This is a genomic window from Serratia sp. 201 (assembly GCF_037027545.1).
Lineage (GTDB): Bacteria > Pseudomonadota > Gammaproteobacteria > Enterobacterales > Enterobacteriaceae > Serratia > Serratia bockelmannii.
The window spans coordinates 1,240,890-1,253,458 of the sequence record NZ_JAXCHC010000002.1 but is presented as its reverse complement, the minus strand read 5'-3'; the positions used below and the strand labels follow the sequence as shown (position 1 = coordinate 1,253,458).

Annotated in this window: 13 protein-coding genes; 2 read left to right on the top strand and 11 right to left on the bottom strand. The window is 57.8% G+C overall.

The window, feature by feature from the left end; genetic code table 11:
• The first annotated feature begins 144 nt into the window (after positions 1–144).
• Entirely contained in the window at positions 145–444 is a 300-nt protein-coding gene (locus WA302_RS14205) for an Arc family DNA-binding protein (protein ID WP_025303022.1), read from the top strand.
• A gap of 61 nt (positions 445–505) precedes the next feature.
• On the opposite strand, the gene lapB is transcribed toward WA302_RS14205, so the two are convergent.
• The 11 genes from lapB to WA302_RS14150 all read right to left on the bottom strand — a co-directional run bounded on the left by lapB (position 506) and on the right by WA302_RS14150 (position 11,373).
• On the bottom strand, positions 506–1,678 hold the full coding sequence (lapB, locus tag WA302_RS14200; RefSeq protein ID WP_025303023.1) for a lipopolysaccharide assembly protein LapB: 1,173 nt from the start codon (positions 1,676–1,678) through the stop codon (positions 506–508).
• A gap of 6 nt (positions 1,679–1,684) precedes the next feature.
• The gene (locus tag WA302_RS14195) at positions 1,685–1,987 is read right to left on the bottom strand and encodes a LapA family protein (RefSeq protein WP_025303024.1); all 303 of its coding nucleotides are present in this window, start codon (positions 1,985–1,987) and stop codon (positions 1,685–1,687) included.
• Between the two features lie 292 nt (positions 1,988–2,279).
• The gene (locus tag WA302_RS14190) at positions 2,280–3,077 is read right to left on the bottom strand and encodes an SDR family oxidoreductase (protein ID WP_060433167.1); all 798 of its coding nucleotides are present in this window, start codon (positions 3,075–3,077) and stop codon (positions 2,280–2,282) included.
• A complete protein-coding gene (locus WA302_RS14185) occupies positions 3,074–4,597 on the bottom strand; it encodes an FGGY family carbohydrate kinase (RefSeq protein WP_261456409.1) in 1,524 nt (507 codons plus the stop codon). Before WA302_RS14185 ends, WA302_RS14190 begins: the two co-directional genes overlap by 4 nt.
• Entirely contained in the window at positions 4,590–5,654 is a 1,065-nt protein-coding gene (locus tag WA302_RS14180; RefSeq protein WP_060447744.1) for an ABC transporter permease, read from the bottom strand. The genes WA302_RS14185 and WA302_RS14180 overlap by 8 nt, the downstream gene beginning before the upstream one ends.
• A gap of 10 nt (positions 5,655–5,664) precedes the next feature.
• A complete protein-coding gene (locus WA302_RS14175; RefSeq protein WP_046898951.1) occupies positions 5,665–7,164 on the bottom strand; it encodes a sugar ABC transporter ATP-binding protein in 1,500 nt (499 codons plus the stop codon).
• A gap of 9 nt (positions 7,165–7,173) precedes the next feature.
• On the bottom strand, positions 7,174–7,791 hold the full coding sequence (locus tag WA302_RS14170; RefSeq protein ID WP_049295736.1) for a DUF2291 family protein: 618 nt from the start codon (positions 7,789–7,791) through the stop codon (positions 7,174–7,176).
• A gap of 64 nt (positions 7,792–7,855) precedes the next feature.
• Positions 7,856–8,788: a D-ribose ABC transporter substrate-binding protein gene (locus WA302_RS14165; protein ID WP_025303030.1), complete on the bottom strand. Its 933-nt coding sequence runs from the start codon at positions 8,786–8,788 to the stop codon at positions 7,856–7,858.
• A gap of 63 nt (positions 8,789–8,851) precedes the next feature.
• Complete coding sequence (locus WA302_RS14160) at positions 8,852–9,652, bottom strand: GolD/DthD family dehydrogenase (RefSeq protein ID WP_025303031.1); 801 nt, start codon at positions 9,650–9,652, stop codon at positions 8,852–8,854.
• Positions 9,653–9,661: 9 nt separating this feature from the next.
• Positions 9,662–10,567, bottom strand: a complete 906-nt coding sequence (locus WA302_RS14155) for a transketolase family protein (protein ID WP_025303032.1) — start codon at positions 10,565–10,567, stop codon at positions 9,662–9,664.
• A 2-nt stretch (positions 10,568–10,569) separates the two neighbouring features.
• Positions 10,570–11,373, bottom strand: a complete 804-nt coding sequence (locus WA302_RS14150; RefSeq protein WP_004930671.1) for a transketolase — start codon at positions 11,371–11,373, stop codon at positions 10,570–10,572.
• Positions 11,374–11,760: 387 nt separating this feature from the next.
• On the opposite strand from WA302_RS14150, the gene WA302_RS14145 reads away from it, so the two are divergent.
• Positions 11,761–12,555 carry a DeoR/GlpR family DNA-binding transcription regulator gene (locus tag WA302_RS14145; protein WP_164063296.1) on the top strand — a complete coding sequence of 265 codons (795 nt, stop codon included), beginning with the start codon at positions 11,761–11,763 and terminating at the stop codon, positions 12,553–12,555.
• Positions 12,556–12,569: the final 14 nt, after the last annotated feature.

Below are 12,569 nucleotides of genomic sequence, written 5' to 3'. Positions count from 1 at the left end.
GGCCCTGCCTCTGTTTCCCGCCTGAAAAAACCGCATCTTGCTCGCCTTACACTGTTACAAAAATATTAAATTTTTATTACACACTAGACACCCGATCGCCAGTGGCTTAGCTTGAAGGCATCTTCCTGCAGAAAGGCTTTCAAAATGAGCGAGATATCGACACTTACCATTAAAATTCCTCTGGCACTGAAGGAAAAAATCCGCGCCGCCGCCGCTGAAAACGAGTTTTCATTGAGCGTGGAAGTGTGCCAGCGCCTGGAAAGCAGCTTCAGCGCCCCCGCCGCCAAGGCAGAAAAACCGACCAAAAAGGCGGATGAGCTGCACCACGGCGAGATCGACAATCAAAGCACTGAAGAAGAGATTGAACAGCCGCTGAGCCAGAAAGAGCTGAAGAAACTGCGTCAGCTGTTGAAAACTGGCGCCAAAGGCGGCAAGAAAAAGTAAGCGATGAACGTAGAAAAACGGGGCGATGAATCGCCCCGTTTTATTTTGTCGCGCCGCCGCGTTATTGTCCGTCCAGACCGCGGATCGGTTTGACCGATGACCAGGCGCGGCACGACGGACAATGCCAATAGAGCGAGTGTGCGGTAAATCCGCACTTGTGGCAGCGGTAACGCGGCTTGGTGCGAATTTGCTCGCCGACCATATCGCGCAACAACAGCAGACTCTCTTTCGCACGGCCGTCTTCGGCGTCCGCCAGGTGATAATCCATCAACCGATAAAACACCCGCATAGTAGGATGACGCTGTAGCTGACGGTTGATATAGACCTGCACCACGTCGCGCCCTTCGTGCTGCTCGATGATCTCGGCCAACATCAGATCGGCGGTAGCGCCGGTGTTCTCTTCTACGCAGCGCTTAAGGAATTCAGCCCAGTTGTGCTGTTGTTCCGGCAGATGCGTGTAGCATTCCTGCAGCATCGGCAGCGTTTCGCTGACCAATTCTTTGTCCTGGCTCAGTACGCGCTGCAGCGACTCTGCCGCTTTGGCGTAGTCGTTTTGCGCCATGTAGATGCGCCCGAACATGATGGATACTCGTGCACACTGTTTATCGGCCGCGTCCGCACGCTTAAGTAAGCTCATCGCCCGATCGAGATCGTCACTGCCCATCGCCTGCAATGCCAGCTCACAGTAGAAATGCGCAATCTCGACGCGCTGTTTCTCTTTGCCCAACTTGACCAGCTTTTCCGCCACGTCGATGGCTTTCTGCCAATCGCTGGTGGCCTGATGGATAACCAGCAACTGCTGCAGCGCCGATACGCGGAAATCCGCTTCGTCAGTCAACTGGCTGAACATGTCTTCCGCGCGATCGTACAGCCCGGCCGCCATATAGTCGCGGCCCAACTGCTGTACCGCCAGCAGGCGCTGTTCGAAGGTCAGGGAAGCGCTTTCCATCAAAGCCTGATGGATGCGGATGGCGCGGTCGACTTCACCGCGCGAACGGAACAGGTTACCCAGCGTCAGGTGGGCTTCAACGGTGTTGCTGTCCTCTTTCAACATGTCGAGGAACAGATCGACCGCCTTGTCCTGCTGGTTGGAAAGCAGAAAGTTCACCCCTGCCACGTATTCGCGCGACAGGCGGTTGGCTTCTTGCTGTTTATCCTGCTGAGCGCTTCTGCGCCCCATGTACCAACCGTACGCGGCAGCCACGGGCAGCAACAGAAACAGCAGTTCTAACATAGAGGGTTATTCCTTGCTGACAACGGCCTGAGCCGCCGGTTCAGCGGGCTGCTCAAGCTGCAGCTCCAGCCTTTTGATCTTGCGCTCGGCGCGGCCCAGCGCAATGCGCGTGCGCAGGTAGAACAGGCCGCAAATGATCCAACCGAGAACGAAGCCGGCGCCAAACAGCGTGGCCAACAGGGTCGATACGCGATAATCGCCCTGCGCAACCAGATAGTTAAAATTGACCACCTGATCGTTATGCGCACCCAAAGTGACGGAAATCACGAAGATCACCAGAACCAACAAAAAAATCAGCAAATATTTCACATTCTTTCCCGCGATGCCGAGTGAATCGGATGAACGATGCCAAAACGTGGCGTCCCTAACCCTTAAGTTAGCATTTCCCGCTGCGGCAGGGAAACCCTGCGGCACGATAAAACCACATATCTGCTGGCATATTCGGCAGTAAACGGCTTTAGCGAACAAATTGATGAGAAAGCTTCTCAAAACGTCGAATTTATAAGGATATGGGGGCAACCGCGTGGATTGCAATGGCGGGAAAATGTAAGCGATTGATGCGGCGCCGATCCGACGCCGCGCTTTTTGTGACATCGTCACGTTAAGACATGATTAACCCGCCATCCACATTGATGGTTTGGCCGGTGATATAATCGGCATCATCTGAGGCAAGGAAGGCCACGAGACCCGCCACATCTTCGGGTTGCCCGGCACGCTTGAGCGGAATACCCGCCACCCACTCGGCCATCAACTCCCCTTTGCCGTAAGTTTTTTCCGGGCCGCTGAGAATTTCTCCCCAAACGCGGTCGTTATATTCCCACATCTCGCTTTCAATGATGCCGGGGCAGAATGCATTGACGGTGATGCCATGTGGCGCCAGCTCAAGCGCTAAACTCTGCGTAATGCCGATCACCCCCATTTTGCTGGCGGCGTAATGCGGTGTGTAAATAAACCCGTTACGCCCCTGGCCGGAAGAGGTGTTGATCAGGCGCCCCTTGCGCTGGCCGACCATATATTTAGCCGCCTCCCGGCAACAGAGCCAGACCGCCGTAGTATTTACCGCCAACACTTTCTCAAAATCGCTTTTGGGCATCTGGTCAAAACGATCGATAGTGATCACCCCGGCGTTCTGAATAGAAACGTCGATCGCGCCAAATCGCTCCCAGACCTGACGATAAAAATCAACTACCTGTGCTTCATCGGTAACGTCGAGGATGACCGGCAGCACCGCCACCCGATAACGCTGGCGCAGCGTTTCCGCCGCGGTCAGAATGCGCTCCGCATTCGATGCGATCGCCAGATTGGCACCCAAACTGGCGAAATGCTCGGCGATACCGGCGCCAATGCCGCGGCATGCGCCGGTAATCACCACGGTTTTCCCCGTGAAGTCACGATTCATGATTGTTCTCCTGTTATCAATGAGGCCGTCTGCGGCCGCCACAAGGTGCGCTGTACCGCCTGCCGCCACGCGCTGTAGTTTTCCTGCAGCTGGTGGTGGCGCTGCATATCGGGTTTAAACTCATCATGTTGAGGCAACAGTGCCGCCAGTTGCCGATCGGTAGCTCCCCACAGGCTGCGCATCGCCATCAACGCCGCCCCCAGGGCCGACAGTTCCGCCGTGTTGCTGCGCCACACCGGGCAACCCAGCAGATCGGCCTGAAACTGCATCAGCCAGTCATTGCGGCTGGGGCCGCCATCGGCCATCAGCCCCTGCAGCGCAAAACCCGGTTGTTGCCGCAGTACGCCGATCACATCGGCGATTTGATAAGCCACCGATTCAAAAGCGGCCCGCACCAAATGTTCTCGCCGCGTGCCGCGGCTGAGCCCGCAAATCACGCCGCGCGCCTGCTCATCCCACCAGGGTGCGCCGGCACCGGTCAGCGCCGGTACAAAATAGACACCACCGCTATCGGGCACGCGAACAGGCAGTTCACTCAACGGCGCTTCGTCCTCCGACGGCATGGCGGCGATATCCAGCATCCAGGCGATAGCATCGCCGGTGTGGGGAATATTGCCCTCCAGTGCGTACTGCATGCGTCCACCGTCATGCCAAGCGATGGTCGTTGCCAGAGCGCTCGTATCGCATTGCGCGTCGGCGATTGGCGCCATCACCGATGATCCGGTGCCATAGGTGGCTTTGACCTGCCCAGCCTGACCCATCGCATGGCCATAAAGCGCCGCATGCGAATCCCCTACCATCGCAGCAATTGGAATGCCGTCAGCAATGCCGTCCAATCCCAACGTCGTACCGAACAGATGGCTGGAGGGATGGATCGTCGGCAGCGCCTGACGGGGAATATTGAACAGCGCCAGCATCTGCTCGTCCCAATCGCCGGAAACAAGGTTCAGCAGCTGAGTGCGAGCGGCGTTGGAGATATCGCAACCGAATGCCTGTCCTCCGCTCAACTGCCACAGCAGCCAGGCATCGATGGTGCCCAGGCACAGCTCGCCGTTCTCCGCCAACCGCTGTCCCTCTTCGCAGTGATCGAGCAACCAACGCATTTTCGACGCCGAGAACAAGGGTGAAAGCGGCAAACCGGTGGCGCGACGCACTGCTTCCTCCTGCCGATCGCGCCGCAGCCGTTCGCAGAAATCGGCGGAACGCGCGCATTGCCAAGTTAAGGCAGGCCCGATAGGCTGGCCGTTGGAACGCCGCCAGCCGATGGCGGTTTCACGCTGGTTGCTGATGGCGATACCGGCAATGCGGGATGATCCGGCCAACGCAATAGCCTCCCGCAACACCGCCAGAGAGGCCGCCAGCAAGGTCTCGCCCCGTTGCTCCACCCAACCGGGCTGCGGCGTCTGCAACGTCAGTGGCCTGCTGGCCCTGGCGACGATCGTACCCTGCGCATCCACCACCACGGCCTTGGCGTTGCTGGTGCCCTCGTCCAACGCGACAATGCAATCCGCTTTAACCATGGCTCACCTCAGCCAGCGGCTGCACCGCTTTTTTTTCCTGGCGCTGCATCAGAATGACCTTGCTCTGCAAACGCTGCTGGAACTGGTCAATCACCACGGCGGTGACGATCACCAGCCCTTTAATCACCATTTGCCAGAACTCGCTGACGCCCATCATCACCAAGCCGTCCGCCAGAAAAACGATCACAAAGGCGCCGATGATCGAACCGAATACCCTGCCGCGACCACCGCTGAGCGCCGTACCACCCAGCACCGTCGCGCCGATGGCGTCCATTTCGAACATATTGCCGGTCATCGGGTGCGCGGTCTGCAATTGAGAAGCGATGACCAGCCCCACCAGCGCCGCACACAGCCCGGAAAACGCATAGACGAACATTTTCACTTTGACGATCGGCACCCCCGACAGCCGCGCCGCCGGCTCATTGCCGCCAATGGCATAGATATAACGGCCCAGCGGCGTTTTCTTGGTGAGATAGATCCCCAACAACACGATGGCCAACATCAGCCAAATCGGGTTGTAAATTCCCAGGAAGGTACCAGACCCCAGGGCAGCGAAACCGGTGTTGCCCAGCGCTTCCATGCCCACCAGATTGGGATAGGTTTTGCCGTCCGCCGTCAGCAACGCCGCCCCACGCGCCACGTACATCGCCCCCAGGGTGCAGATGAATGGCGCAACGCCGAGCCGCGTGATCAGCGTGCCGTTGATCAAACCCAACAACACGCCCAACAGCGCCACCGCGCCGATCACTTCAAAAACGTTGAGAAACAGCCGATTGCCCTCCCACAGCGGGATACCGACGGTCAATAGCGCACCGGCAATCATCCCGCACAAACCTGCCACCGCGCCGACCGACAAGTCGATGCCACCGGTGAGGATCACCAGCGTCATGCCAACCGCCAGCAGCCCGGTAATCGCCACGTGCTGCGTCATGATCAGCAGATTAGAGACGGTCAGAAAATTCGGCACCATGCTGCTGAAGAACAGCACCACCAGCAACAGGGCGATGAAGGTGCGCGCCTGCAGCAAATACATATACAACCGATACTTGGTTTGCATTGCCTTATCCTTATGCATGAGGGGTTGAGGCGCGGATCAGCGTTTCGCGATCGGCCCGTTCACGCGGCAGATCGGCCGTCAGCTGCCCGTCCGCCATCACCATCACCCGGTCGGCCAGTGAGACCACCTCATCCAGCTCCGATGAAGAGAACATCACCGCCAACCCCTGGCGCGCCATCGCGCCAATCAGGTGGTAAACGTCCGTTTTGGCACCGACGTCAATTCCGCGCGTCGGCTCATCAAGAAACACCACCTGCGGCCCGGTCAGCAGCGCCTTGCCCAACACCACTTTCTGCTGATTGCCGCCGCTCAGGCTGGTAATTGGCAGCTCCCGGTCACTGACCTTGATCGCCAGTTTTTCGATCATGCCATCGACCAACGTACACTCCCCGGCCGACGCCAACGGCCGTAGCGCATTACGTCCCAGGCTGGCCAGGGTCATGTTGGCCTTGATCGACATCATCTGCACCAACCCCTCCGCCTGCCTGTCTTCCGGCACCAGCGCCATGCCCAACGCCATGCGTTGACGGAATCCCAGCCGCTCCACGCTTTTGCCATTGAGCAAAATGCGACCTGCCGTCTGGCGCATCACGCCGTTGAGCACTTTGAACAGTTCGGTACGGCCGGCCCCCAGCAGGCCATAAATGCCGATCACTTCCCCTTTGCGCAGTGAAAAACTGACGTCGTTAAGGCAATAGCCGCCGTTTTCACGCGGCAGCGTCAGCTGTTCGACCTTTAACACTTCATCCCCTTGTTCTGCCGCGCAATAATCAAAGTGCTTGCTCTTTTCCCCCACCATCTTTTCGATGATCCACGGAATGCTGACGTTACTGACCGGTTCGGCGGCAACAAAACGCCCGTCGCGAAACACCGTGATGCGATCGCCAATCTCCATCAGCTCTTCCAGTCGGTGAGAAATGTAGATGATGGTGACGCCGCGTTTTTTCAGATCGGCGATCACCCGAAACAGCGTGCGCACTTCGGCCTGACTCAGCGCCGACGTCGGCTCATCCATGATCAGCACCCGGGTGTCCTTCGCCAGGGCACGGGCAATTTCAACCAGCTGCTGATGACCGATACCGAGGCTGCCCAACGGCGTATGCGGATCGATATCCAACTCCAGCCGCTGCAGCAAGGATTTGGCCAGCTGATACTGATAGTCCACATTGATACGGCCGCGCTGGAAGAACTCGTTGGCCATAAAAATGTTGTCCATGACCGACATGTTGGGGAACAGGTTCAGCTCCTGAAAAATAATGCTGATCCCGAGCCGCTCCGCCTGCTGCGTGGAGGTTAACGTCACCGCTTTCCCCTCCAGCTCGATAGTGCCGGAGGACGGGGTTTCCACCCCCGCCAGCAGCTTCATCATGGTCGACTTGCCGGCGCCATTCTCGCCGATCAGCACGTTGACCTGGTTGCGAAACACTTGATAACTCACGCTATCCAACGCGGTGACGCCCGGATAGAGACGCGAAACGTTGCGCGTTTGAATAATGATCGGATCGCTCATCACGCCCCCTTAAGGTTGAATGCGCACCGGCGTGATCAACAGCGGCTCGGCAGGTGCCTGCCAGCTGCTGAATACGCCATACACGGTAATGTGGTCACCCACCTTGGGCTGGGATCCGGTCAGTTCGTCGATCGAAGCCTGGTTAATCGCCCTGGCAAAATCGCCGAACAGCGCTTGGTCATTGAAATCGCTGTAGCTCAGGCCGCGATAGCTGTCGCGTAACGCCGTACCGCGGTAGACCGGCCCGATCTGCACCTCCACGCTGCTGAGCGGCGCATCGGTCAGTGCGAGCGTTAATTTTCCGCTGCGCGAGCGGGTGTTGACCGCCGCAACTTCACCGCTGACCTTAACGTTGAAGTAACAAGGAAACTCCGGTTGAGCACGGTACCCCAGCAGGCCGCAAGCGCTGTCAAAATCCTTGGCCTGGGCGATCCGGGCGATCAGCTCGCCCAGCGGCTGCGCCGTTTTGACCACTTGCGGGGCGATTTTGCTGCGGTAAATCTCCGCTGCCTGCGCCACATGTGGATTCACCGGGGAGCGAAGCTCCGCCAGCTTTTTCTCCGAGACGATACGGCAACCGCTCAACGCCAGGACGACGATGAGGGTCAACGCAATGCGCATCGACATAACAACACCTCCGATCGCACCCCGCCGCCAGGACGGGGTGGTGAAAGACGCCGCTCAGCGCGGGTTACGGTTTGAAGTTGAAGTCACTGACCCGTTGCGCATTGTCTTTGCCGATCAGGATGCCGCGGAACATCACGCGTTCCTTGCCGGTATAGCTGCCGGATTGGAAATAGCCGTCGAGGATTTCAACGCCCTGCGCAGCGATAGCCTGCGCCTGCAACATCACGCTGGCGTAGAGGTTGCCGTTGAGAATGGCGTCACGTTCATCGTTGCTGCCGTCGATGCCCACCACGGTGACATCCTGCCGGCCAGCGGCTTTCAGCGCCGCCACTGCGCCCAGCGCCACCGGTCCGTTGCCGCAGATCACACCTTTGATGTCCGGATGCGCCTGCAAAATGCTGTCCATGATGCGTTTCCCCTCCAGCAGATTACCCTTGGCATCCTGACGCGCCACGCTGACCATCTCAGGATATTGGTCGATCACGTTGTGGAACGACTGCGAACGCGTAACGCAGTTATTGTCCGCCAGGTTGCAGGTCAGCTCGGCGTATTTGCCGGTTTCCCCCATTTTTTCCACAAACTGGTTGGCGACGTCCGAGCCGGCCTGGAAGTTGTTATGGGTGATCTGCGCCAACGCCACGCCATCAACCGGGATCTCGCGGTTGATCAGCACCACTGGAATGCCGGCGTTTTTCGCCTGCTGTACGGCGGCGACGCTGGCCTGGGAATCGGCGTTATCCAAAATGATGCCCTGAACCTTACGGCCGATAACCAGGCTGATGAGCTCTCCCTGGCGCTTAACGTCTTCGCCGTGCGACAGCACCAGCGTCTGATAGCCGAGAGACTTGGCTTTGGCCTCGGCCCCCTTGGCTTCCGCGGAGTAATAAGGGTTGTCCAATGAGTTGACGAGGATGGCGATCGTGCCCTTTTCCGCCGCCATGGCAGAGGTGAAGGCAAAACCGGTGAGCAGGGTAAGGTAAGTGGCTATTTTTCTCATGATGGTGTTCTCTTATCGTTGTGTTGAACATCGTCTGGTGTTGGCGATCGCTGCGGTTGCCGCTTACCAAATGGTAAAACCGCCGTCGATCATCAGGTCCGCGCCGGTAATCATGTCGCTGCCGTTGCTGGCAAAAAACAGGATCGCCGCCGCGATTTCATCGGTATAAGCAAAACGCCCCAGTGGGATCAGCTTTTTCATCGCCTCGCCCTTTTCGCCTCGCCAGGCTTTCTCTCCCATAGGCGTCAGCACCACGGTGGGCGATAACGTATTGACGGTGATGCCGTGCGGCGCCCACTCTTTGGCCATCACCTTGGTCATGCCTAGCAGCCCCGCCTTGGCGGAGGTGTAAGCACAGTGATCGTCAATGGCGATGGAAGCCGCCTGCGACGCGATGTTGATGATTTTCCCGCCGTGGCCGGCGGTTATCGCGCGGCGCGCCAGTTCTTGTGAGCACAGGAAAGGCCCGGTGAGATTGACCGCCAGATGGCGCTGCCACTCCTCGAGCGTGACTTCTGTCGCCGGCTGCAAATTAACGTAGCCGGCGCAGTTGACCAGGATATCGAGCCGGCCAAAGCGCCGCTCAGCCGCGTTGAAGGCGGCAGCCACCGAGTCGGGTTCGGTCACGTCGCACACCTGACAGAACACCTGTTCATCGCCCAACTCTCGCAGCGCTGCCGCGGCCTTGTCTTGTTCAAAGGCCGGATACATCAACACCAGGCGCGCGCCCTTTTCCAACAGCAGGCGATTGGCTGCCATCGCGATGCCGCCCAAACCGCCGGTGATTACCGCAACCTTCCCTGCCAGCGACATCCGGCTATCGACACCGTAGCGTAAATTAACGTCGTATTCGTTCCGCTCCATCGCATCCCCCTATTGCGTTAACTGTGCGTGCAATCCTGCCGTATCTATGGCGTATTGCCGCCGCAGCGCCGCCCGGCTGCTGCTGTGGGTAAATTCGTAAGCCGGCACGCCCAGCGCGGTAAACGGCCGCGGCAGTTGATGCCGCAGCAACAATTCACCGATGATGGTGCCTAAACCACCGCTGAGCGCATGCTCCTCCATAGTCAGCACCTGGCGGTGCGAGCGCATCAACGCCACCACCGCCTCCTCATTGAGCGGCCAGAGCGAAGGGAGAGAGACAATGGTCGGGTTATCGCCCAATGCCAGCACCTTCATCGCCTCATGAGCCACCGTGCCCAAACAGAACACCAGGTTATCTTCCCCCTGGTGCAACACCTCCGGCTCTCCCGGACGGAATTGGTAATCCGCGTTCAACACCGGCAGCTTGTCACTGTCCATACGGATATAGGCCGGACCGGGTTGCGCGATGACATGACGGACAATCTCTGCCGCTTGCCTTGCATCCGCCGGCGCATAGACGCTGAGATTGCCCAACGTACGGGCGATGGCGATATCGTTCATGCAGTGGTGCGTCGCGCCCAGTGGCCCGTAACCAAATCCGGCATTCAGGCCAAGCATTTTCACGTTGGTCTCCGTGTAGCAAACATCGTTTTTCATCTGTTCGTTTGAACGAGCGAACAGGAAAGGTGCCGCGTTGGCGGTAAAGACCGTACGGCCGCTGAGCGCCATGCCGGCAGCCATGCCAACCATGTTCTGTTCGGCGATACCGACGTTCACTACCCGCTCCGGATAAGCCTGCTCAAAGGGCGCGATTTTCGACGTGGACGTGGAATCCGCCACCATCACGCTCAGATCCGCACCCGCCCGTTGCTGTTCGATCAACACCGTCACAACGGCATCGCGTAAATCCTGCATGTTTACCCCTCCAGTTCCGCCAGCGCCTGCGCCAGCTGTTGTTCGTCCGGTACCGCGTGATGCCAGGCGGCAACGTTAGCCATAAACGACACACCGTGCCCCTTTTCGGTATTGGCCAAAATCACTCGCGGCTTGTCCTGGCTCGGGCGTTGGATCGCCGCCACCAGCGCCGCCGGATCGTGGCCGTCACATTCCAGAGTTTCAAAGCCGAAAGCGCGCCATTTTTCCGCCAACGGTTCCAGCGGCATGATGGCCTCTGTCTTTCCCGCCAGTTGCAGCCGGTTGCGATCAACGATGGCAATCAGGTTATCCAGCTTAAATTTGCTGGCCGCCATCGCCGCCTCCCAATTGGAACCCTCTGCCAGTTCGCCGTCGCCCAGCAGTACGAAAGCGCGGCGATGCGCACGCCCCGCCAGCTTGTTGCCCAGCGCCAGCCCCACGGCGATCGGCAGCCCATGCCCCAAACCGCCAGAGTTGATCTCCACCAGCTCCGGCAGCTTCTGCCGCACCGGATGCCCGGCCAACAAGGTGTCGTCGCCCATGAACTGATCGAGCACCGCTGGATCCAGCAAGCCCATCGCCGCGCAACTGCAATAGAAACCGCCGGCGCCATGCCCTTTAGACAAAATGAACCGATCCTGATCGGGCCGGGCATTGCTGCGATCCATCACCGCCATATACAAGGTGCAGATGATGTCGATCTCCGACAGATCGGCGCCGGTATGACCCTTGCCTGCCTTATGGTTCATGGTCACCACATATCGGCGCGCCTGGCGTGCCGTGTTTTTAATCGCCTGAAAGTCCATCGTCACCTCTGCATAAGCGCCCTGATTATCGTTATCGCATCGAAATTGATCCGTTAACTCACCATTGATTTTCGAATGGAAATCATATGCAGCAAAAACGATAATTAATGTGGGCAAGATCAAATTTCAAGCAAAAGCGCTTACCAGACAATCACAGAGTCGATTAAATCCCATATATAACAATATAATAAAAACAAATAAGCGAATTTAATTTAGTTTTATCATTGATTTCATTGAATGCCAGTTACTTTCGAACAAAAATCAATGCAGTTTATCCGTGGCTTTATCAATAATCGCGAGCTAAAATTCAACGCATCAAGAAGGAGTTGCCGTAGCAAACCGCGCGGCGGGAACTGACAGGTACTGATAGGTGCAGGAGTCTTTCGATTGAAAAGCAAAAGCGAACAGCTGGCGGAAATGCAGCAACGGCGCGAAAAGATCCTCGACATGATCCGCGAAGACGGCTCGGCGACGGTCAAAATGCTTACCGATACCTTCAAGCTGACCGAGGCGACCATTCGTACCGATCTGCGCGTCCTGCAGCAGCAAGGCTATGTGCAGCGCTTCCACGGTGGTGCAACTCTGGTTGATGGCAAGCAAAATACTCATGCCATGCTGCTGGAACGCCAGGTTAACCTGACCGCCAAAGATCGCATCGGCAAGCTCGCCGCCGGTTTTATCGAGCCCGGCGACACCATCATTCTTGATTCAGGCACCACCACCACGGCTATCGCCAATCACCTGAATCACATAAAGAAACTGTCCGTTATCACCACCGGCGTCAATATTGCACTGCAGCTGGGCGGCGAACCGGGTGTGAATATTTTGCTGACCGGGGGCTCATTCAAATTCCCCACGCTCTCCACCTCCGGGGACAAAGCCGCCAGCTTCTTCGAAAACGTGCTGGCGCAAAAGCTGTTCCTCGCGACGGCCTGCATCTCGCCCCGCCACGGGCTCAGTTTCCCAAGCGAAACCGACATCAAACTGAAAATGGCGATGATCAATGCAGCCAACACGGTGTATGTGGTGGCCGACTCAAGCAAGATCGATAAGGTTTCAATGTTTGCGCTGCCTTGTGACTGGCAGCATATCGACTATTTGATTACCGACAACGGAATTAGCGATTCCGCACTGCAGGCATTTGAAAAGGTAGGCGTTAAGGTCTTGGTGGCAGGCGCCTGAACGGCGCCTGTGAA

Excerpts from the sequence above, each read along its gene's own strand:
- WA302_RS14205 (WP_025303022.1), top strand. The coding sequence starts at position 145 with ATGAGCGAGATATCGACACTTACCATTAAAATTCCTCTGGCACTGAAG.
- lapB (WP_025303023.1), bottom strand. The coding sequence starts at position 1,678 with ATGTTAGAACTGCTGTTTCTGTTGCTGCCCGTGGCTGCCGCGTACGGT.
- WA302_RS14190 (WP_060433167.1), bottom strand. The coding sequence starts at position 3,077 with ATGAATCGTGACTTCACGGGGAAAACCGTGGTGATTACCGGCGCATGC.
- WA302_RS14185 (WP_261456409.1), bottom strand. The coding sequence starts at position 4,597 with ATGGTTAAAGCGGATTGCATTGTCGCGTTGGACGAGGGCACCAGCAAC.
- WA302_RS14180 (WP_060447744.1), bottom strand. The coding sequence starts at position 5,654 with ATGCAAACCAAGTATCGGTTGTATATGTATTTGCTGCAGGCGCGCACC.
- WA302_RS14175 (WP_046898951.1), bottom strand. The coding sequence starts at position 7,164 with ATGAGCGATCCGATCATTATTCAAACGCGCAACGTTTCGCGTCTCTAT.
- WA302_RS14170 (WP_049295736.1), bottom strand. The coding sequence starts at position 7,791 with ATGTCGATGCGCATTGCGTTGACCCTCATCGTCGTCCTGGCGTTGAGC.
- WA302_RS14165 (WP_025303030.1), bottom strand. The coding sequence starts at position 8,788 with ATGAGAAAAATAGCCACTTACCTTACCCTGCTCACCGGTTTTGCCTTC.
- WA302_RS14160 (WP_025303031.1), bottom strand. The coding sequence starts at position 9,652 with ATGGAGCGGAACGAATACGACGTTAATTTACGCTACGGTGTCGATAGC.
- WA302_RS14155 (WP_025303032.1), bottom strand. The coding sequence starts at position 10,567 with ATGCAGGATTTACGCGATGCCGTTGTGACGGTGTTGATCGAACAGCAA.
- WA302_RS14150 (WP_004930671.1), bottom strand. The coding sequence starts at position 11,373 with ATGGACTTTCAGGCGATTAAAAACACGGCACGCCAGGCGCGCCGATAT.